Source organism: Arenicella xantha, from assembly GCF_003315245.1.
Lineage (GTDB): Bacteria > Pseudomonadota > Gammaproteobacteria > Arenicellales > Arenicellaceae > Arenicella > Arenicella xantha.
Window position 1 is genome coordinate 466,583 of the sequence record NZ_QNRT01000002.1, and the last position, 22,083, is coordinate 488,665.

The following is a 22,083-nucleotide window of genomic DNA, read 5'->3' on the forward strand; positions in this document are numbered from 1 at the left end:
TGAAAAATCTAATTCTTGCTGTGCTTTTTCACGTAATGAAACAGGCCGCTACCTTCACTAAACTGAGAGACACCCTTCGTGTAAGCACATTCTTCAAAATTGCTATTGGGATTATAGTTAAGGCGGTGCCCCACGGTAATGTAGTGTAACAGCGGGTGAGTCATCATCCATTTAATACCCGGATTGACCTCCAGATAGTAGGCGCTGTCAAATAAGCCTGAATCTTGTAGCACCTTCATTTCTCTAAGGCGATCATTGGCATTATCAATTTTTTTAAGCTTCAAATAGGCTCTCGCGGCCATCGAATTTGACAGGACCCTATGCGACATCCGCTGAATGAACGTTGCGCAACTACCCAGCCATGAATTCTCAAATAACTGCTGATGGCTTATAAGTAAATCGGCTTTAGCCTTATGGGTTTGAACACATGCTTTGAGAGCGTCAGCCTCATCTCTCAGGGCTTGCAGTTCAGAACTCTGCACTGCCAAGCGACTAGTAGCTGAATCGACTCGCGTTGATAAATCACTAATCAACCTCTCACGCACCGAAATCAACGACGCGACATCGGTTAAAATCGCTCCAAACTGCGCGTAGGAGTGATCTAACTCCTGTAAGCTCTTCGTGCTGCCTAGAGACACAATAGAACGATAAACCTCGTTATACACCCAGCCCTTTTGCACACCGTCAACGGGATTCGCCTTGTGTCTCCATAACCCTTTATCAACGAACTGACGCACTTCAGCGCACGAACTCGTGGAGAGATCAACCGGCAATTCAAGCTCCATCAAAATTTTTTCTACGGTTTCAACTGGGTTAGATAAAAGGTCTGCGTATTCAATGAACACTCTCTTCGCACCACGAGTCATTTTTTCAGCGTTAAGCACATAGTGCAGCCATAAGAGGAGAGATTGCTCTAACGGAATTTCATTCCGCAGCGCTAATGACTGCGCTGACTCACTAGGGTTCCTCAACGCGAACAAATAGACTGGGCTAATATCTAAACGCTCAAGTGCCGCTTGCCACACAGGCAATACCAGACACAGTCGCGGATCCTTCAATACTATGGTTTGACTGGTTGTACCAAATTCGGAAAGTATTAACTCACATAGAGAATCCAACTCTGCTTGCGTATGAGTCATTAGAATGCCTAAATCTAGCGAATTAGACCAAAATTGGTCCCAAGCATAGCCACGAGAAGTCAGATAATCATCATTAAATCTTGAAAGTAGTGCAGATTCCCAAAACCCTTTGTCATTTTCTCCCGCCACCGAAGGAATCAGTGTTTTAGGTGCAGCAAGTCCAGATTTCGTCAACGCTCCAGCAAACGCAGATGTGCCACTGCGATGAAAACCTAAAACGACCAACGCAGTAGAGATTCTGTTATTAAGGTCAATCATGAAACGATTTCACCGCCATTGCCTAATAGATTAATTTTTTGCCTTACCCAGCATTAGCAACCTCACCCCCCACTCATCATCAATGATTACATTCAGCCTGAAATTCGATCACGTCATCAATATTTCCAGTTTGTATCACTCTGCCATGCTCAAGAAACATGGCCTTATTACAAAGGTTTTTTGCAACATCATGACTATGGGTGGCTAAAACCAAAATTGATGAGCGATTGACCATCTCACTAAGTCGGTTCTTCGCTCTGTCTATAAAAGCTTTATCTCCTGCCCCAACCCACTCATCGAGTAACAAAATATCACTCTCGATGCTGGTGCAAATTGAAAAAGCCAGACGGAGAATCATCCCCTGCGAATAGAGCCGAACAGGAAGATCTAGGTAGGACCCCAACTCACTGAACTCTGCAATACTCTCCGTACGATCAACAATCTGCTGACGTCGCATACCATGTAACGTCCCACACAATTGAATATTTTCATAGCCAGTGATATTCAAGTCCATTCCAGCCACAAGTTCCAGGAGAGCCGAAACCTTCCCATTAACATGTCGTGAGCCAGAAGTCGGCTCATAGAAGCCAGCTAGAACTTTCAGCAGGGAGGTCTTTCCTGCGCCATTATGGCCAAGTAATGCTACCCGGTCTCCCCTTTTGAAGGAGAGCGATACCCTGTCAAGCGCCAAAATAGAAGACTTTCGCCTTGCATCAACACGGATCTTTCCGCCGATGGGAATGTTATCAGTGATTGTTTTCGTTATTGATCGGTGGACGGTATCGTAAATAGGCAAAGCTAATGATACATCATCAAGGCGAAGATACGGCATATCTAGATTACAACCAAAAAGCTATTCTATTTCTATACTTTGCAAACACCGGTAACGCCACACACCACCCGACGGCTACTAACAGTAGAGCCAAATGCCATGAATTCCACTCAACCTCCCCATATAACAAAGGCTGCCTGTACACTTCTATTAGATGATAAACGGGATTAAGGTTTGCAACCAAAGCCAAATCTTCATCCACACTAGGCATCCACATGATCGGCGTTATAAAGAATACTAATCTAAAAATATTATTCATCAACTCCGACACATCGCGAAAACGAGTAGCAAACACGCTCATCAATAAAGCCATCCAAAGAGCATTAAGCGTCAACAACAGAAGAGCAACTGGCGCGACTGCCCAAACTAATTTCACAGGATGCTGTAATACCAACGAGAATACCAGAAATACCAGCATCTGATACATCAACACGATCAAATTGCGCCACACCACTCGAAATAAAAGAGTGAAGTAGCTAAGCTGAAACGAAACTAAAAATCCGGCTGAATTGATGAATTCTCGGCCACTTTCCATAATGATCGAAGAAATATAGTTCCAGATAATAAACCCGAGTAACAAATGCAATAAATAAATTCTTACCTCAACACCCATAAGACGAGCGTAAACTGGTCCAATTGCCGCGACAAAAATAAGAATGCTCATACTCGCCCAAAAAACACCCAACTTCGACCGATTATAGCGATTGCGCACATCGTTCCACCCTAAAGCTATAAATATCGGGAAACTCAGTAGTCCCCTTTGAATGTCTAGAAAGGCCAGTCGCAGATTAGAAGATTGATCAGAAGACTCGGTCATGAGCGTTGCAGGGGGTATTTAATAACTCGAAGATTGGAGCTTAGTTAAAGACTAGGCTACGTTTGAGGAACAGAACCATACAGTATCAGCGTACTGAACTCCAGACCTAAACATTTTTGAACTGCACACTACAGAATCGCAACGAGCACTGCAAAAATAACTAAAAACAACCAATGCTAAATCAGGAAACAAGGAATTATTTGACTTTTTTTTCGTATACTGTGCGATATATAAGAATAACATTCCGTGCCAAAGGCAACACTAGTGGATAAAAATGAACGAAGAATTCTCCATATCTGCAAAGTCTTCTTACCTGAAAAAGGTGGCGTACAACGCATCGTCGAACATATAACCAGTCTAGACAAATCACATCAACACACCGTACTGACAACCGCCGATGATGGTGCTATATCACGCGAAGACCGAAACGGAGTTAGCATAATAAGGTGCCGCTCTTATGCACATTTAGCTTCTATGCCAATCGCTCCGAGTATAATTAGTGCAATCAAGCAACAAAAGCGACAGCATGAATTGATTGCGGTTCACTACCCCTTTCCTCTTGTCGAACTGGCTTATGCATTTATTTTGTTTTCACCTCCCATCGTTGTTCACTGGCACTCAAGAGTCATCGCACAACGTCGACTAAAATGGGTTGTCGCACCATTTACATTTTTATTGTTAGCCAGAGCGAAAGCCATTGTAGTCACCTCAGATCGGATGATCACGCGCTCTAGGTTTCTACGTTTTTTCCAAAACAAGGTCTCTATCATTCCCTATGGCATCCCAACTGCTGATGAATCAAACTCACCAGCTACCATAGATGAATACGATAAGTACCTACTCCTAATAGGTCGCCATGTTTCCTATAAAGGCATCAATATAGCTATCAACAGCATGCAAAATGTACAAGGAAATCTAGTTATTGTTGGCGATGGTCCATTGTTTGAGAAACACAAGAAATTGGCATTGGAGTCCGACGCGTCTGGTCGAATTCACTTTGAGCGGCACGCTGAAGATAGCCGTGTTAACGCTCTGCTAAAGCAGTCAACTGGGCTTGTTGTGCCTTCAGTAATGGAGAACGAGGCCTTTGCCGTGGTGCAACTAGAAGCAATGCGGCTGGCAAAACCAATTATTAATACGAACCTACCATCGTCGGTACCTTGGGTTGCACGCCACAACAAAGAAGCTCTCACCGTCGAGCCAAGCGATGTCGACGCACTGGCAAACGCAATGAACCAGCTCCTTTGCGACTCAACGCTGGCTCATCGATTAGGAGATGCGGGTCACCATCGATTTATCGATTGCTTTACTGGTGCTCAATTTGAGCGTCAAGTAGAAAATCTTTACGAGTCGCTGTTAGGCCAGCAATAGATGATCAAACCAATCTACAATCTAAACAGCATTCGCCCACCAATAACTGGCGTCGGCCGTTACACCTTGGAGCTGATTAACGGTCAGTTAACGCAGAACCAGCCTGTAGTAGCCGTTTATCAAGGAAAACTGTATCAAGGACAGACGCTAAAACGGCTCACAAAATCCTTGCTTGAAACCACTATTTCTACAAATGGAAACCTGCGCAAACTTATCGGCTCCCTACCCTTTTCGCGAGACATATATCATCATCTAAAAAAGGCCGAGTTTCGTCGAATTCGATCTCGCATAGAACCTAAGCCGCTCATCGAACACGATGTCAACTACGCTAATCCAAATGCAGACGTCATCACATTATTTGACACATCACACATTAATGCACGGAGCTCACATCCTCGTCATCGAGTCACGTTCTTAGATCGCTATTTCAAACAACTGTTAGCGAATCAAAGAAGCATCATTACGATTAGCGAAGCGGTAAAACAAGAGTTAATAACCCACTGCAGTATAGAACCCGAGCGCATTCATGTTACACCATTGGCGGCCGACGCGAATTACCATCCCAGAACCGAGTCTAGCTGTTCGCAGAGACTCATTAGCTATGGCATTAACTATCATCAGTACGTATTAAGCCTAGCCACCGTTGAGCCACGCAAAAACCTTAGTCGAAGCATTGACGCCTACCTTAATCTGCCACCAGCAACTCGCCAACAATTCCCGCTGGTTATCGCTGGCGCACCGGGCTGGAAATCATCTTCTTTAATGACAAGAATAAACCTGCTCGCAGAGCAAGGCGAAATCACTTATCTGGGCTATGTTAGCGAGCGGGATCTACCCTTTTTGTATGCCGGCTCAACGGTTTTTCTTTACCCCTCGCTCTATGAGGGCTTCGGCCTTCCGTTATTAGAAGCGATGCAAAGCGGGAGCGCGTGTGTCACATCAAACTCCGGCGCGCTGGCAGAGGTATCAAATGGAGCAGCACTCGAAGTCGATCCAACCAATGTGATTGATATAACTACTGCCATCAGCACCTTACTAACCAATCCCGAATCTAATGCACAGCACCGTCAACTTGCCATTGATCGTGCCAATCATTTTTCGTGGAGTCACACAGTCGAATTGACCAGAGCCGTATATGAATCGATTTAAACAGGCAAGCCTGATAACGGTTGCCGCTCTACTAATCACAGTCTCAGCTTGCGACCAGCCTGAACTGACACTCGATGAGGTTGGTCGGGCCAAACAAGGCAGTTACCCCATCCGTACCGAACACTTAAAGTCCGACGGAACACCGCTTTTTACCAACCGCCTGATCCGCGAAAGTTCGCCTTATCTACTGCAACATGCACACAACCCTGTTAATTGGTGGGCTTGGAGTGACGAAGCGTTTAAAGCCGCAAAAGAACTGGATAAACCCATTCTTCTCTCTATTGGCTATTCAACCTGCCATTGGTGTCATGTCATGGAACGCGAAAGCTTTGAAAACATGGAAATTGCCAACTATATCAATGAACACTTTATTGCGATCAAAGTGGATCGTGAAGAGCACCCCGACATTGATGAAACGTACCTAACTGCCGTGCAAATGCTATCAGGCAAAGTAGGATGGCCACTTACTGTTGGCTTAACACCAGAAGCGGATGCATTCTTTGGCGGTACTTACTTTGCTCCTGAGCAGTTTTTAGTACTGCTCGAGAAAATCACCCAAACTTGGGGCAACGACCGGCCAGCAATAAACGAACAAGCCGGCCGCTTAAAAAAATCTTTAGCCAAATTGAGCCAAGCAGCGAACACGGTTAAATCGATCGACACCGATGCGATTGATCGAGCCGAGCAAGCTATTGCCCAAACACTGTTCGCTCCTCCGCGCCATAACCAACCAGGGTTTCCGCGTGAACCCGAGATGCTCTTTTTAATGCATCGCGCGATTTTAAACAATGACACTAGCCTGCTGAACTCCTTAACCCAACGCCTCTTAACCTTGTCGGAGGGCGGCATCCATGATCAGGTCGGCGGCGGGTTTCACCGCTATTCGGTCGACGCCGAATGGCAAATTCCGCACTTTGAGAAAATGCTTTATAACCAGGCGCAACTCGGCCACCTTTATGCACTCGCATCACAATATACTAACGACCCTCGCCTGATCACACTCAGCAAATCAACCTTGCAGTTCGTATTGGATGAGCTCGCTAACTCAGAAAAAACTGGATTTTACTCAGCGATGGATGCTGAGAGCGGTGGCACGGAAGGCGGGTATTACCTGTGGAGCTACCAAGAACTGAGCACACAGCTTTCCACCACAGAGCTCAAGCTGGCCGAAGTCGTTTTCGGTGTGACTAAACAAGGTAATTTCAACGGTGCAAATGTACTCCGGTTTAAGCCAGACGTGGCCAGCACTGAACTACAACAGACCAAAGCTTTGCTATCAAAACTAGCAGCGATAAGATCACAGCGTACCGCACCTAAAACGGATACTAAAATCATCACCGCTTGGAATGCGATGACCGTTTCAGCCTTAGTCGCAGGCTACCGATCACATAATATTACCAACTATCTCGACCGCGCGACTGCTGTAGCCGAGCAGATCTGGGCAAGCGCATATTCAGACCAAGACGGCTTATTCAGAACCATCACCGCCGATAGCTATAAGATCCCCGCCGCTCTTGATGATTATGCGTATGCAGCCAACGCATTCATTGACCTCTACGACACCTCAAAACAATCGTTTTGGCTGGATCGTGCGGAAGCCATTATTAAGCGAATGACACTGGAGTTTCATGACTCTAACACCGGCGCTTTTTTGATTAGCAATAAAACTAACGGCAAAGGCTTATCGGTTGCTCTTATCACAGCGCGCGACGATGCTCTTTATTCAGGTAACTCGATGGCCGCACAAAGTCTCGTAAAACTGTTTAATCGTACCGGTGACATCGAATATCGCGATTTAGCGAGAGGCTTGCTTGCCCACTTTTCAACTAAGATTATCAGCAGCCCTGAGTCAACGAGCGGTCTTTGGTTAGCCGCCTCTAGTCTGAACGTAGGAGAGACCGGCTCGGTACTATACTCCGCACGCAGTAAGGTACGAGTTGAGTCATCACAAAACAACGATCAATTAAACATAAATATCAGCATAGCTCCTGGCTGGCATATCAACGCAAACGAAGTGTTAAGCGAGTTCCTAATCCCAACATCACTCAACACACTGAAAGGAAGTTGTGCCACGATTCAATCCGTAACCTACCCAAAATACCATACTGTAGAATTGGGGTTCCAAGCAGAACCACTACAAGTCTATGAACAGACAACGAATCTCACTGCAACCTTAGCCAATAACGATCACTATGAATCTTGCGCCGCATCGGCCTTTGAACTGAGAATCCAAGCTTGCTCCGACGAAGTATGTTTATCGCCAGAAATAGTCCCTATTCGAACTGCGCCTCATTAGCCTAGCCGCTAATGCAACTAATATCTCTAATCCTCGCTATATTCGCCTTCGAAATTTTCAAGGTGCTAGACAACGACTAAAATTAGTGAGATTGTAAGGTCTGAGGCTGAGGTGTTGGGGAATCCATTGATCTGCGCAATAAATAAAACAAACTTAAGAGTTGTTCTGTCTTGCAAAGACTGGCCTGTCACTTGCATAAACTGTGAAGAAATTGTGACTCATTACCCACCAAGCCCTCGCCTCAATTATAAGAATAACTGCACAAAACTCGTTTCCATCCAATACCGTCAACAGGCGCTCTTCAAGGGCTCTTTTGACTTCTAAGACACACTAAAGAGCATTCTGACATGATGAAAATTAGCCGAACACTTCGAGCCATCCTTCCCGCGTCACTTAAAATCATTGTGATTATGCTGATCGGCATCTTTAGCCATTTGGCCAGCGCAGGAATTGCCGTCAGCAGCTTAACCTTCAATAATAATTTCTCTCCCAACACAATCGGACCTGGTAGCACCACAACACTACAGTTTACGCTCTCAAACCCGAGCGGACTTCCAGCCACAGACCTAGCCTTCAGCAACACTTTGCCAGTTGGACTAACGATTGCAGACCCAGCTATAGCGAACCACAACTGTGGCGCCTCCGCGTTATTCACCGCGACCAGTGGCAGCAACAGCATTACGTTCTTCGGCGGTAGTCTCGCACCTGGCGAAACTTGCACAGCAACCGTTAATGTAGTCAGCAACGCCACACCAGTTTCTGGTGCACCAGTTATTCACACGAACCAACCGAGCCAACTGACCTCAACGAATAGCTCGGCAACCGCGACCAACGCAGACCTCAATGTGACTGCGGAACGACCTGGATTCAGCAAAATTTTCTCGCCGAGCACCATTGCTCCAGGGCAAACCAGCCAACTGACATTTACCATCGATAACAGCGCAAACCAGAGCAATATTGCAACTCTCAGTTTTACTGATGACTTACCAACTGGCTTGGTTATTTCCGAAAACACTCTCGCGACAACAGACTGTGGCACAGAACTTATTCCTCCGACGCTAACCGCAGTACCAAACTCTAGTTCAATTGTCTTTTTTGCCAACAGTTTTTATCCGAACTTCGCAGCTCTCGATGCAGGTCAAACCTGCGAGGTATCACTCGAAGTCAAAGCTGAAGCAGCTGGTGAATACAACACTATTAGTAGCGACCTTTCAGCTGGTGGCCAAACATCTGGTAAAGCTAGCGCATCACTATCAGTGCCGCGCCAATTTTTAGCCAAGTCATTTCTAGATGACCCCGTTGCACCCGGAGGCAGCGTAGACTTAGCATTCACATTGACCAATTTAACGCGAAACGCAACGGCCACCAATATCGCTTTCACCGATGACCTAAACGCAGCCCTAAGCGGATTAACCTACTCAACACTGAAGTCTAATAGTTGCGGTGGTTCAGTAAGCGGTCTTGGCACCACCGCTATCACGCTCAACGGTGGCGCCTTGCCGGCCGAATCTTCTTGCACAATTGTAACCACATTGAATGTACCGACCGGAGCAGCTTCTGGACTTTACCCTAGCACCACGTCGGCTGCCTCCGTACTACTTGATGGTTCTCCATTTACTAGCAATACCGCTAGTGACCGGCTAGAGATTAGCACCGCGCCTAAAGTTACTATGAGCTTTAGCCCACAAACGATTAGAGCATCTGATTCCACGACGCTAAGCTATACGGTCACTAATAACAGCACGACATCATCAGCAACTGATATTTCCTTCTCGACTGAATTTCCGATAATGCTTCAAACGGCAACCTCCTTGCCAGCGACCGAATCGTGCGGCACAGGATCGACAGTTACTTTTTTTCCGGCATCCTTCGATCCAGCGCGACTGACTCTCTCTGGCGGCGACCTCGCTCCAGCGGGATCACCCGGAGACACCTGCACCTTTTCCATCACATTTGACTCCAGTGCTGATGCATCCACCGGTAGTTATCCAGTCACTCTTGAAAACGGCTCGAGCACGGTTGATGGTGCCACACGAACAATCAAACCAGCGACGACCTCAATTACAATTTTGCCGGTGCCCAGCATCAGCAAAACGTTCGTTGACAGCCCAGTCGCTCCAGGCGGCACAGTGACTCTAGAATATCGAATTAGCTACCCAGAAGAGGCCAGCGAACCCGCCACCGCCATAAGCTTCACGGATGATTTCAGTGCCGTATTGGTGGGCTTAACCGCTAATCTACCATCAACACCTGACCCCGCATGCGGTGCTGGCTCAGCACTAACTGGCTCAGCTAGCGATACCATACTTAATTTTAGCGGCGGCAGCCTGCTACCCGGCGAAAGCTGTGTATTTAGCGTTGTATTAGGTGTACCTCAAAATGCAAGCTCACAGACCATCACCAGCGCCACCAGCGAATTAGGCGCCATAATCGGGACATTGCCAGCCACCAGCGCACCCGCTTCCGCCGACTTAGTTATTGCCTCGTTGCAGCTGTCCAGTACCTTCATCGAGAGCCCCAATCTCCCCGGTGACCTAGTAACACTACGATTCACCATCGACAAAGCCGAGATAACTGATACCGCATCTAGCATTTTCTTTACCGATAATTTAAATGCTGCGCTCAGCGGATTAGCTGCCGTCGCACCATTTCCAACAGACCCCTGTGGTAGTGGTTCTAGCCTAAGCGGCACGACCTTCTTAATTATGTCTGGAGGCTCATTGCCTTCGGGCGTAGCCAGTTGCACGTTTGATATTCTTGTGCAAATACCAGCCGCCGCGAACGACTCTGTCTACGTAAACACTACAAGCAACCTAACTGCTCAGATCAACGGCAGCGCTTCAGCGCTAGTATTTAATGCCGCAAGCAGTGAATTAGTAATCGACACTAAGCGCTTAAGCATCACCAAAGCGTTTGCACACGATACGGTAGTGGCTGGCGCTTCGACCAGCTTGAATTTCACCTTGACTAACTTAGATGCAGTCAATGAAATTACCCAAGTAGCATTTAGTGACAACCTCGAAACAATGCTAAGCGGAGCCTCAGTAAGTGGCCTACCTATATCCGTTTGCGGTGGCACACTGACAGCTATTTCAGGGAACTCAATTGATTTTTCAGGGGGAGTATTAACCGCCAATGGGGTCTGTTCATTTAGCGTCCCTATCACAACACCGGCCAACTCAACTCCAGGAAATTATTTGAATACCACCAGCGATATCACGGGTGCAATAGGTGCCGCCACCGTTAGTGGCGAACCAGCGACCGACGACTTTGAACTAGTCGCGTTAGATGTCAGCCTAGCAAAAGAATTCAGCGATATGTCGGTGCAGGCTGGTGGCACAACCTCACTGACCTTTACGATTATTAATAACAGCCCAGCAACCGTCGCATCACCCATGGTGTTTAGCGACAATCTCGATTCGATGATTAGCGGCTTAATAGCAACCAATTTACCACTGGTCGACGTTTGCGGCACAGGTTCATTGGTATCCGGCACCTCACAGATTGCCTTAACCGGAGGCAACCTAAGCGCGAGCGGAGGTACTTGCTCGTTCACCGTTGAACTGGCGATTCCGATTAGTGCCACGCCAGGTTTGACTACGAATATAACCAGCCCGCTATCAATACAAGGTTTAACCATTGCAGCTCCAGCTACAGCTCAGCTTACTATTATTCCAGCAACACCGCCGGTGTTTAGCAAGGCGTTTTCACCGACAACAGTGGACACCGATATTGCCTCGCGATTGACCTTTGTTATAAACAACACTGCAAGTGCATCTGTTGCGAGCAATCTTGACTTCATCGATAACCTGCCAGCAGGTTTAGTGATCGCAACGCCGGCAAATGCATTAACATCTTGCACCGGTGGAACACTCTCCGCTGTCGCAGGAAGTAGCTTAATATCCTATACCGGTGGCACAGTCGCTGCTGGTAATACCTGCAGCCTATCAGTCGATACAGTCTCATCAACCAGCGGCTTGTTCATTAACGTGTCAGGAGATCTCACCTCTTCGATAGGAAACAGCGGGGTAGCGTCAGCCACTCTTACGGTAAGTGATGCCAATCTCAACGACAATGACAACGACTCAATCTTAAACTCGGTCGACAACTGCCCATCTATTCCGAACCCAACTCAAGCGGACTTCGACTCGGATGGACTAGGTGATGCCTGTGATTCAGACGATGATGGTGACGGCATGCCCGATAGCTTTGAACTTGCGAATGGCTTAGACCCCTTCAACTCATTTGACCAGCAAGCCGACGCGGACGCAGATGGTTTCACGAACCTCGAAGAGTTTAACTTTGGCAGCAATCCCAATATTGCAGATACAGACACTAACAATAATGGCATACCAGACTTGGTTGACCAGCGCCGTAGAAATACTAGCCCATTACCGGCTATCTTATTACTTCTCGATGAACAAACCCCTGATTAGAGCGAGATCAATATGTCACATCAAAAACGTACCAATTTGACATCGGACCTAGCGTCTGAAAACTTAAATAATGAGTTATCTGCCACTGAACAAGCTAGAAGAAAACAATTGCTGATGATCGCCGGAGTCGCTGGCGGCACGCTACTGCTGACTGGCTGGGGTAAGCCTATCGTAAATGCCATTGTTTTACCTGCGCATGCCCAGACCAGCATTTGCACCACCGACACTGTTGTCGGCGGGCCGCTTGCGGGCAATGCATCCGGTGCCACCTCATGCCAGACTGCCTGTGAGGCAGAAGCCGCAGACCAATCGGCACAGCTATGTCGAGTCGAAGAATCACTTGACGCAATGAGCGCGACGCAATGCAGTTGTGAGCTTGATCTACCGAATTAGGAGGCGACTGAAAACCAACGTAATTCAATTAATTTGAAAATGCCGCCGTCGTGATACGCGGCATTTTTTTTGCAAAGAACTTTTTGCACAAGACTTCGCAACGAGATGACTAATTAGAATGCAGACTCAGCATCATTTGAATGCCGTGGCGATCCAGCCCCGCCAAAAGTTTTGATTGCTCAGCACTGAGTTGACCGGAAGCTTGAATATATTTTTCAATCTCGACCGCTATCTCTATCGTCGATAAATAGTAGAACGATGGATGTGTTTCGCTCAATTTGGACATGATGTCCAAAACGACACGCTCTTGCTTTGCGCTTTTTAGTTCACTTTTTTTCTCTTGCATAGGCATATAGTACACCTAAGTACGTGAATTTGCCGCTGGCGGCTTGATCCTCTGAACTGAATAGGTAGAATGCCTTTGTGTGCCGTATGCCACGTATTTATTGCCCCTATAACAGAGAGGCACGTGACATCAGCGCTCGCTTTGACTAACATCTATTAATACCAAACCACCGTGACAATAAAAATAAAATTGCGTTGGTGAGGCTATAGCACCATACCAGTGCGACTATAATTTTTGGCTCGTATCAGCCCTAACCCGCGACATCCTCGCTAAGTTAGACCAACTAGATACAAGCGCAACGACGCGCTTTGAATGTATACGGTAGTTGTATAGTGTCACTAAATTGATTTCTAGCTATTTTAGGAGAGGCGGCATTTGCCATAAAAACCTCTTAGCTTGCCAGTCAAGGACACTCACGACGAATATTACGCGGGTCAAGCGTAACCCCCCGATGCAGGCCTGACGCTGGGTCGATGTGTTCTGAGCCACGATGTTATAACCACCTATAACTAATCGGATTCAAAAATGATTAAACGATATTCTTATGGCAAAGCCTTAAGCATCGCTATATTGGCACTACTCGTTCACAGCGCCTCAGCTCAAGAAGTTCAAGACTCAAACACTGCAGGTGCTAGCACTCAGGTCGCGCAAGTCGCGGCTACACAGAGTGCTTCACCGACTCTCGCACAATTAAATGCAAATTATCAGCAAGCGGCTAATGCCGAAGATTGGAAGCAAGCCGCAACTATTGCCAACCAAGCTTACCTAGCTGGCAAACAACTCTACAGTACAGAAGATCCCTTATTAGCCGATCTTGCGGGCCAACTCGGACATGCCCAACTGCAATTAGGTGATACCGCAAGCATTGACGCCTTAACACAGGCACTAGGCATTAAAACCCGCGTGTTTGGCGAAGAGTCTGAAAAGATCTTGCCAAACCTCATGGATTTTGGTGCCTCCCAAGTGTTGGTCGGCAACTTAGATGCCGCGAAAGACACCTTTAATCGTGCGCTTGATATCGCTGAAGATACATTTGGCAAAGGTTCAACAATGCTCGCCAAATTGAGCTCAGAAGCGGGTAACGCATACTTTAATGCTGGTGAGTATCGCCTTGCTTCATCGTACATTTACGACACCTACGATATTTATAAAACCATGTTTGGCGCATTCTCAACAAAAACTGGGGATGCCGCCTATCGCGTAGCTAAATTAAAAGAAGCATTGGGCAACTATTCGGGAATGGCTCTGTCGCTCAAACAAGCAGTGGCAACATTCCCAGATCCAACCACTCCGGCTAACGACTACGAACGCTCGGTTCATCAAGATTTGGTCATTGCGTACCATGCTTCCGACAAACCTGAAAAAGCAACGCCTCATGTCCTAGCGCTAGCTCGCACCTCCAAGACCGACACATCAGAACCAACCTTAGTGGTCAAACCTAGCCCATCGTACCGAGGCAGTAAGCTGGACGGTTTCGTAACAATCCGCTACGACGTAGACCAACAAGGGTTCGTAAAAAATACCCAACTAATTGAAAATGAAGGTAACCGCAAACTGGTTAGCGCGGCCATGAAAGCACTAGATGGCTACCGTTATATTCCAGTTTTCAAAGACGGCCAAACAATCAGCACCACAGGGTTAGAAACAAAGATCATCTTTAAGTGGGACGACGTCTAACAGCGCAACTGAGCTTGCTCAGCAGTTCACTCCGCTTCGTCACCTTGCGGCGACGCTGTTAACTTAGTTCGCGCCTTAGCCCAAGGGTCTACGGTGCCTGTTTCGGCAGGGGGAACCGTGTCGGCGCTACTTACGCGCTCTGCGGTGACATACTCCTCGGCAGTTTCAACGTTAGCATCCATCTCGGTCTGCTCATCAAGCGCCGTAACATCGACGCCACTCCCTGCCGACTCCGACTGCGTGGCTCGTCTACTTACTGGTTGATGAGCCGGCGTTGAAGCCTGCTTACTCTTGGTTTGGGTCGCTAAAACCTGACGCTTGCTAGGAAACACGGGGCCGCTCGCAGGGTCATCGAAAAACTCAGCATCATCCACCGTTAAAACCGCAGGCTCACCTCTTCCAGCCGACATATCGATTGTTCGCTCGCGTGGTGGCAAAGTATGCTCTTCATCGCTAGGTCGAGGGTACTGACAATATTGATACAAGTAGAATGCTTCAACTCGCTGCCTCGCCCAAGGCGTTTTGCGTAAGAACGTCAAGCTAGACTTGATACTGGGATAGCTGGTGAAACAATTGATATTAATCTGGCCCGCCAAGACATCCCAGCCATAATGATCAACCAGCTCGGTTAGCAAGGCGTTAAGCTTGATACCATTTAAAGGATGATTTTGTAGATGACTTTTCATGGGCGCTAGCCTACCACGGGATTTGCTTAAACGCACCTGTATTGCTAGCTGTCTCGGCAAATCAGCGAGCAAATACACAAGCCAATCTACCCGCCCCAAACCCTCAACGCAAGACCTTAGACCTGCAATACTAATTGCGCTACGACTATATACAGCCTCGCACCTCGTGACCGACACAGTGCTATCATAGCAGGCAACAAAGCGCGAAATAGTTGCACAAAAAACCAATATCCAGAGAAGATATCAGCATGAAAATAATAAGAAGAAGTCTTTTAGGGCTATTCACAGCACTCATTCTAATCTGGTTAGCGACAATCCTAGCGCTGCAATTTGAACACCATGAATACACTCCAGTCAGTCAAGAGCAGCGCGATCAAGCGTCGCACTACTTAGCAAACAAGATCACACCAATACCCTCCGACTGGCAATGGGAATCGTTTGAGGCTGAACCTGGCGTTATACTTAGAACCGGCATACTTGATGTCGCGAACGCCAAAGGAACCGTGGTTTTCGTACCTGGATTTACCGGCTCCATCGACATGTCCATGAGCACCATTACCCAGCTCTCGCAAAATGGTTACCGCGTGGCCGCCATTGAGTATCGCGGCCAAGGCAAGTCGTATCGTCCACTCGCGCACCCAGAAAAAGGTTACGTCCAAGACTATCAATTACTGGCCAACGATTTAGCCAAATTCGCACGTCATGTAAAACGCAACAACGAACCGCTGTATTTCTTCTCAATCTCCAAAGGCGCCCACCTCACCATGCGCATGGCAGCCGAATTCGACGTCGACGCAAGCGCCTATGCGCTTGTCGTACCGATGATTAAAATCAATACCGGCAACACGGATTACCAATGGGTAGAGCGCAGCGCGAACGCACTGAATGCGATTGGTTTAGGCAAAATGTACGCGCCAGGACAAGCGCAATGGCCTCCCCTACCATTAAAGTTTGGCGAAGCGAATGAATGCAACAGCAATCCCGACACAGCCCAACTTCAAAGCGCTATGTTTGCCCTCGATGAATCGTTGCGAGTGCGTGGCACCACAGTTAAATGGCTAATAGAAACGATTCACTCGAGCCATTTACTAATGTCCGACGGATTTATGCACGCACTGACGCAACCGGTAAAGATTTTCACCGCTGGGGACGACCGCCTAGTCGATACCGATGCAGCCCAGCAGTTTTGCTCATCGCTAACGCAATGCGAAGTGCAACACTATCCTGACGCGCGACACTGTATCAACAGAGAAGATCCAGAACGAATGCACGCTATTGTTGATGCCGCGGTTACACATTTTGAGTCAGCCAACAAACGGGCATGAAATCGAGTTGTGTTGTACATTGAGATTTACATCGCACTACTCGAAAACAGTAGCCATACGCAAACAACACATTTGAGAATGCATTGTCAGAGCTTGAACATGACCCTTAGCTTAACGCTACGGCTTGTAAGGGTCATCTGCTAATAGATAGGCAATCACCTCAGACCGCTCATCCATCTTGTCGATCTTTGCTCGAAACGCCTTAATATCGGCGTAATGCTCGCCAAAACGCTTAGCGTATAATCCATCCAAAATATCAGCGGACTCCTTTGAGCGCACGTCGCTTTGCCAGTGATCGGTAAATATCTCATTCAATCGTCCGGCCAAGCCCTGCTCCTTGAGCAACGCCCACTCGCCTTTATCAAGCCAAACAGCATTAATATGCGGGCTCAAATCGAGTCGATGCTCGGTTTCTTTGGCTATCCGATACTTTGTCATCAAACGCCCAGTCTTCGGACATAACAGCGCTCGTTCAGTCTCTTGGATTTCAACCTTAGTCGAAGTATCGCTTATAAATAGCGCATTTTCATTAGCGTCCTGCCACCGTAAATAGTCACCAAGCATGACCAAATTACCGCCACAATCAGTACAAGTATGGCAAGGAAACAAACCTTCCAGATAAGCCGGAATCAATAATCCAGACTCACAAGCAGTACATTTCATCGTCAGTCACCTCCGTTAGAAAATTATTTTCACTTATATCAACATAGCATAAGGTGTTGTCATCATTGAATATTTTGTTACTAGAGCCTCAGCAAAAATCCTTACATGTAATTTATATTTGACAAACTTACATGTAATAGTATAAATTTCTTACATGACGAAAAAATCATCCGCAGAATACCAAAGAGAATATCGCCGACGGTTGCGCGAACAAGGCTTGGTTAAGAAAGAGGTTTGGGTACTTCCTGACAACAGCAAGCAGTTAAGTGCTTTTGAGCAGGAACTACGTAAACCACAACTCAATCACACCGCAGGGTTAACGACAGGAGAGAGCCATATGAATGAAAAAGCTGCACACCGCTGGACCACTGAGAGTTTATTCACCGCACTGAAAGAGCGCCCAGCGTTTAGCAACGGTAGCTGTTCGATAGAAATCATTGACGGCATTGACTCATCAATTGTGATTTTAATGCATCAATATGGCGACCTTCCGATCTTCATTACCGCTGGCGGCGAGCAAATCTTAGCAGAGGCGGTACTCTTCTCAGTTAACGATGTCGCCGATACCAGCAAATTTAACGAATATGTATTGCGCACACACAAGTACCTTCCACTGTCGACCATCAGCATTGAGACAGACTTGGAACATGGCGATTACTACCACATGTTTGGCGCGCTGAGCTCGTCATCGAGTATCAACGCGGTAGTTCTTGAAGTAGAAACACTAGCCGAAAACGTGATCCAAGCAACAGAAGCTTTCAAAGCATTTTTAACAGTTTAACCGGCCAGGAACGGCCACCATTAATATAAACACCGGAGATAACATGAACATTTGGTCCAAGATGATAACCGCATTACGTGGCGGCGTTAATGAAGCAGGCGAAGCCGTGATTGACGCTCAGGCGTTGCGCATACTTGATCAAGAGATAAGAGATGCCTCTGAAGAGCTGAATAAGTCCAAAGACGGTCTCGCATCAATCATCGCACAACAAAAATTGGCTGAGGAAAAGGTCAATACGATCAAAGCGGACATCAAAAAGAACGAAGGCTTTATTCTTGCCGCATTAGAAAAAAAGGATGAATCATTAGCACAAGAGCTAGCGGTAAGAGTTGCCAACTTCGAAAACCAACTCGAGAGTGAAACCGAGGCTGCCAAAACGTTTAAACTACAAGCGGACAACTTGCGTGAATCGATCCGAACCGCCGACTCGCAGATAAAGCAACTCAAGCAGCAGACCGAAACCGTTAAAGCCACCGAAGCCGTACAGCGTGCGCAAAAAGTAGTCGCCGAACGGCACAGCGGCAGCAACTCAAAGCTACGTACTGCGCTGGATTCTCTCGATAGAATCCATGAAAACCAGAAGTTAAGCGCCGCAAAAATGGCCGCCGCCACCGAGTTGGCACAAGAGTCTGGTGAATCGTCACTAGATCAAAAGCTGCGCGATGCTGGCATTACCGGCGCATCGAAAGCCGATGACGTACTGGCACGCATGAAAGCCAAAACAAAGAAGTAAATGCACCATTTATGGGTTCCAGCCCCTATTCAGGAGAGTCCGCGACGCAGGAGCAAACGCAGGGCTGGGATCTGTAAAACTCGCAAGGACACAGGCCAAGTTTAAATGCGATAATCGCCTCGAAGCATTAGCCGAACACTCAAAACGAGCGTTTAACCAGAAGTCACTAATAATAAATCACTTCGCCATCGAATGGCGATAACTAGAGGGAGTCTGCATGTTCGCTATATTTCTGCATGAAAGCATGAACCCATTCCATCAAACGGTGACATCATTTCCAACTGTGATTTACACCATCTTATTGATTATTTGCGCTATCTATTGGTTAGTTGCAGTAATGGGGCTTGTTGAAATTGACATCCTTGACTTTGATTTAGACGGCGACATTGACGCTGCCGACTCAACATCACTGCAAGAAGGAATCGCTGGCATTTTGCATCGAATCGGCCTGGCTGGCGTGCCACTTACCGTGGTGTTAACAATCATCGCCTGCATCGGCTGGTTACTGTGTTACTACACGACCTATTTTATTCGACCGCTACTACCCGATGTGACCCTAATTAGGCTAGCCCTTGGCCTTGTCACCTTTGTGGTCGCCACCTACATCACGGTTCTGACCACTGCGCAAATACTTAAGCCGATACGTAGCCTATTTCAACGACTCGACTACGACGAGACCAAATACATTCTCGGACAAACGGTGGTTGTTCGATCATCCATCGTCAACCGAGACCGAGGAGAAGCCGAGTTAAACGATGGTGGCGCAGGATTACTGCTTAATGTCAGAGCCACTGGAGATGAACAATTCACTAAAGGTCAGGAAGTGGTTGTCATTGAACAACTCGAAGACCAAAACCTATTTCGGGTTGTTGCCAAAGCAGAATTTGGCTCAACCGAATAAACCTATTTAACTTTTTCTATAAGGAGACAATTATGGCTGATCTATCTGGATGGATACCTATCGCATCTATTGTGGGCTTCATTGCGTTTGTGCTTTTCATCGCGTTACCCATTGTACTGAAAAAATTCTACATCAAAGTAGAACAAGGAACCGCCTTGATCATTAATACCCTGCGTGCCAAACCACGCGTCACCTTTACCGGTGGCATGGTATTGCCGATCATTCACATGAAAGAGTTGATGAAAATTTCACTCATCACGCTCGAAGTGGATCGACGCGGTAAAGACGGCCTTATCTGTAAAGATAATATGCGAGCTGACATCACCGTGGCGTTCTATTTGCGTGTTAACGAAACTGAACAAGACGTGTTACGCGTCGCTAAAGCAGTGGGAACTCAACGCGCCTCTGACAACCAAGCGGTTTACACCTTGTTCGCCGCCAAATTCAGTGAAGCTTTAAAAACCGTTGGCAAGAAAGTTGACTTCGAGGAACTATTCGAAGACCGACAACGCTTTCGCGATGCGATTGTTGAAGCCATTGGCCGCGATTTAAACGGCTATTCACTCGAAGACGTGGCCATTGATTACTTGGAACAAACGCCTAAGTCTGCGCTCGACCCGAACAACATTCTAGACTCTCAAGGCATCAAGAAGATTACCGAGCTCACTGCCAAACAAAACATTCAAACCAACATCTTCGAGAAAGATGAAGAGCTCGCTATCACCAAGAAAAATGTCGAAGCTCGTGAAGCGATGCTAGAACTCGAACGTCAACAAGCCGACGCCGAAGCCAAGCAAGCTCGCGAAGTAGCCAGCGTGATTGCTCGTGAAGAAGCCGAAACACTTAAGATTCAAGAAGAAGAACGCCTTAAGTCCGAAACCGCTTCTATCGAAGTAGTGAGAGATCTGGCCATACAGTCTGAGAATCAACAACGCGAAATCGAGATCGCCAATGAAAATCGCCAACGCGCGGTAGCTATCGAGACTGAAAAGGTCGAGCGTACTAAGCGCATGGAACGTGTGCACAGTGACCGCGAAGTGGAACTAACGCGCATTGAAGCCGACAAAGAAGTAGAGCGTGAGAAAAAGAACATCGCCGACATTATTCGCGAGCGCGTTGCTGTCGACAAAACCGTCGCCATCGAAGAAGAGAAGATCAACGAAGTTCGCGAAGTATCCGAAGCCGACCGTCTTAAGCAAATTCAAGTTAAAGGTGCTGAAGCAGTTGCTGAAGAACAAAAAGTCAAAGAGGTCAAAGCTGCCGAAGCCGCTGAAATCGCCGCGAAGCATAAAGCAACCGAAGTAACCACACTAGCTGAAGCTAACCTCGAAGCGGCCGAGAAAGACGCTGCTGCCAAGATCAAGCTCGCCGAGGCCACCAAAGCTCAACAAGCAGCGGCTGGCTTAGCCGAAGCCGAAGTGATCCGTGCCATGGGCCAATCAGAAGCCGAAGTCATTCGACAAAAAGGGGAATCAGAAGCCGATGCCGAGCTCAAAGTAGGTTCATCTAAAGCCGACGTAACGCTGAGACAGTTCCGCGCCGAAGCCGAAGGTCTTACTGAGAAGTTCGAAGCCATGAACAGTATGAGTCCAGATGCACGCTCGCACGAGGAGTTCCGTATGACGCTTGAGACAGCTCTAAAAGAGACCTTGGCCTCAATCGAAGCCGGCAAACTAATCTCTAAAGAGAATGCAGAAGTGCTCGCCACGGCGCTGCGCGAAGCGAAGATTGACATCGTCGGCGGCGAAGAGCATTTCTTTGACACATTCGCTAAATCACTGTCTATGGGTAAGGCTATCGACGGCTTGGCCAACAAGAGCGAGACCATTCAAGGCTTGCTAGGTCAGTTGTCGCACTTTATCCCCACTAAAGACGACAGCAAGTCAGCCAGCTAAGCACGAGCTGACGGGGCAGCGCACACTTATGCGCTGCCCTACTCTGGTGATTCTTATAAATCTCAGGATCACGCCCAATCGACCCGCCACCGATGGTGATTTTTATGACTAAGTCCTACGACTATATTGAAATGGCATTTCGTTCAATCGAGTGCTTCTCCAAAGACGGAAAACTCAAGGCACACGAACTAGGTCAGGTCCTCGCTATTGCGGAGCGTGACGGAACCATCGATCAGAATGAAATTCGCGTCTTGAGAAAAATTATTGGCAAAATAAAACCGTCTGAAGTGGACCGCGCGATGCGTGACAAACTTCAGGAAATATCAAATAAAATCAATAATTAAGCGCAACAACCCTCCAGTTACGCACTCAATTCCATGCGACC

General features: G+C 47.3%; 18 protein-coding genes. 12 read left to right on the forward strand and 6 right to left on the reverse strand.

From position 1 onward, the window contains the following. Positions 1–8: 8 nt before the first annotated feature. The 3 genes from DFR28_RS07965 to DFR28_RS07975 all read right to left on the reverse strand — a co-directional run bounded on the left by DFR28_RS07965 (position 9) and on the right by DFR28_RS07975 (position 3,046). Positions 9–1,397 carry a sulfotransferase family protein gene (locus DFR28_RS07965; RefSeq protein WP_113953803.1) on the reverse strand — a complete coding sequence of 463 codons (1,389 nt, stop codon included), beginning with the start codon at positions 1,395–1,397 and terminating at the stop codon, positions 9–11. A 79-nt stretch (positions 1,398–1,476) separates the two neighbouring features. Further along, the gene (locus DFR28_RS07970; RefSeq protein ID WP_113953804.1) at positions 1,477–2,229 is read right to left on the reverse strand and encodes an ABC transporter ATP-binding protein; all 753 of its coding nucleotides are present in this window, start codon (positions 2,227–2,229) and stop codon (positions 1,477–1,479) included. Positions 2,230–2,236: 7 nt separating this feature from the next. After that, on the reverse strand, positions 2,237–3,046 hold the full coding sequence (locus tag DFR28_RS07975; protein WP_113953805.1) for an ABC transporter permease: 810 nt from the start codon (positions 3,044–3,046) through the stop codon (positions 2,237–2,239). Between the two features lie 264 nt (positions 3,047–3,310). On the opposite strand from DFR28_RS07975, the gene DFR28_RS07980 reads away from it, so the two are divergent. From DFR28_RS07980 to DFR28_RS08000, 5 genes are all read left to right on the forward strand, one after another. Further along, positions 3,311–4,417 (forward strand): glycosyltransferase, encoded by a 1,107-nt coding sequence (locus DFR28_RS07980; RefSeq protein WP_170132017.1) that lies wholly within the window; start codon positions 3,311–3,313, stop codon positions 4,415–4,417. Continuing rightward, on the forward strand, positions 4,418–5,566 hold the full coding sequence (locus DFR28_RS07985) for a glycosyltransferase family 4 protein (RefSeq protein WP_113953807.1): 1,149 nt from the start codon (positions 4,418–4,420) through the stop codon (positions 5,564–5,566). Continuing rightward, entirely contained in the window at positions 5,553–7,862 is a 2,310-nt protein-coding gene (locus DFR28_RS07990) for a DUF255 domain-containing protein (protein ID WP_113953808.1), read from the forward strand. Before DFR28_RS07985 ends, DFR28_RS07990 begins: the two co-directional genes overlap by 14 nt. Positions 7,863–8,209: 347 nt before the next feature. Then, a complete protein-coding gene (locus DFR28_RS20050; RefSeq protein WP_113953809.1) occupies positions 8,210–12,298 on the forward strand; it encodes a beta strand repeat-containing protein in 4,089 nt (1,362 codons plus the stop codon). Positions 12,299–12,310: 12 nt separating this feature from the next. Further along, positions 12,311–12,691 carry a hypothetical protein gene (locus DFR28_RS08000; protein WP_113953810.1) on the forward strand — a complete coding sequence of 127 codons (381 nt, stop codon included), beginning with the start codon at positions 12,311–12,313 and terminating at the stop codon, positions 12,689–12,691. A gap of 109 nt (positions 12,692–12,800) precedes the next feature. Here the strand turns inward: DFR28_RS08000 and DFR28_RS08005 are convergent, their stop codons facing one another. Beyond that, entirely contained in the window at positions 12,801–13,037 is a 237-nt protein-coding gene (locus DFR28_RS08005; RefSeq protein ID WP_147250954.1) for a hypothetical protein, read from the reverse strand. A gap of 525 nt (positions 13,038–13,562) precedes the next feature. Here DFR28_RS08005 and DFR28_RS08010 point away from each other — a divergent pair. Then, entirely contained in the window at positions 13,563–14,714 is a 1,152-nt protein-coding gene (locus DFR28_RS08010; RefSeq protein ID WP_113953812.1) for an energy transducer TonB, read from the forward strand. A gap of 26 nt (positions 14,715–14,740) precedes the next feature. On the opposite strand, the gene DFR28_RS08015 is transcribed toward DFR28_RS08010, so the two are convergent. Then, positions 14,741–15,400 carry a VF530 family protein gene (locus tag DFR28_RS08015; RefSeq protein ID WP_113953813.1) on the reverse strand — a complete coding sequence of 220 codons (660 nt, stop codon included), beginning with the start codon at positions 15,398–15,400 and terminating at the stop codon, positions 14,741–14,743. Positions 15,401–15,648: 248 nt separating this feature from the next. On the opposite strand from DFR28_RS08015, the gene DFR28_RS08020 reads away from it, so the two are divergent. Next, positions 15,649–16,725, forward strand: coding sequence for an alpha/beta fold hydrolase (locus DFR28_RS08020; protein ID WP_113953814.1), 1,077 nt, complete (start codon positions 15,649–15,651; stop codon positions 16,723–16,725). A gap of 117 nt (positions 16,726–16,842) precedes the next feature. Here DFR28_RS08020 and DFR28_RS08025 read toward each other — a convergent pair whose 3' ends face one another. Continuing rightward, a complete protein-coding gene (locus DFR28_RS08025; protein WP_113953815.1) occupies positions 16,843–17,388 on the reverse strand; it encodes a TFIIB-type zinc ribbon-containing protein in 546 nt (181 codons plus the stop codon). A 154-nt stretch (positions 17,389–17,542) separates the two neighbouring features. Here DFR28_RS08025 and DFR28_RS08030 point away from each other — a divergent pair, with 154 nt between their 5' ends. The 5 genes from DFR28_RS08030 (at position 17,543) to DFR28_RS08050 (ending at position 22,042) form a co-directional block, all read left to right on the forward strand. Beyond that, complete coding sequence (locus DFR28_RS08030) at positions 17,543–18,169, forward strand: YjfI family protein (protein ID WP_113953816.1); 627 nt, start codon at positions 17,543–17,545, stop codon at positions 18,167–18,169. Between the two features lie 43 nt (positions 18,170–18,212). Beyond that, on the forward strand, positions 18,213–18,902 hold the full coding sequence (locus tag DFR28_RS08035; RefSeq protein ID WP_113953817.1) for a PspA/IM30 family protein: 690 nt from the start codon (positions 18,213–18,215) through the stop codon (positions 18,900–18,902). Between the two features lie 217 nt (positions 18,903–19,119). Next, entirely contained in the window at positions 19,120–19,803 is a 684-nt protein-coding gene (locus DFR28_RS08040) for a DUF1449 family protein (RefSeq protein WP_113953818.1), read from the forward strand. Positions 19,804–19,835: 32 nt separating this feature from the next. Beyond that, entirely contained in the window at positions 19,836–21,698 is a 1,863-nt protein-coding gene (locus DFR28_RS08045) for a flotillin family protein (RefSeq protein ID WP_113953819.1), read from the forward strand. Between the two features lie 104 nt (positions 21,699–21,802). After that, positions 21,803–22,042, forward strand: a complete 240-nt coding sequence (locus DFR28_RS08050) for a hypothetical protein (RefSeq protein WP_113954542.1) — start codon at positions 21,803–21,805, stop codon at positions 22,040–22,042. Positions 22,043–22,083: the final 41 nt, after the last annotated feature.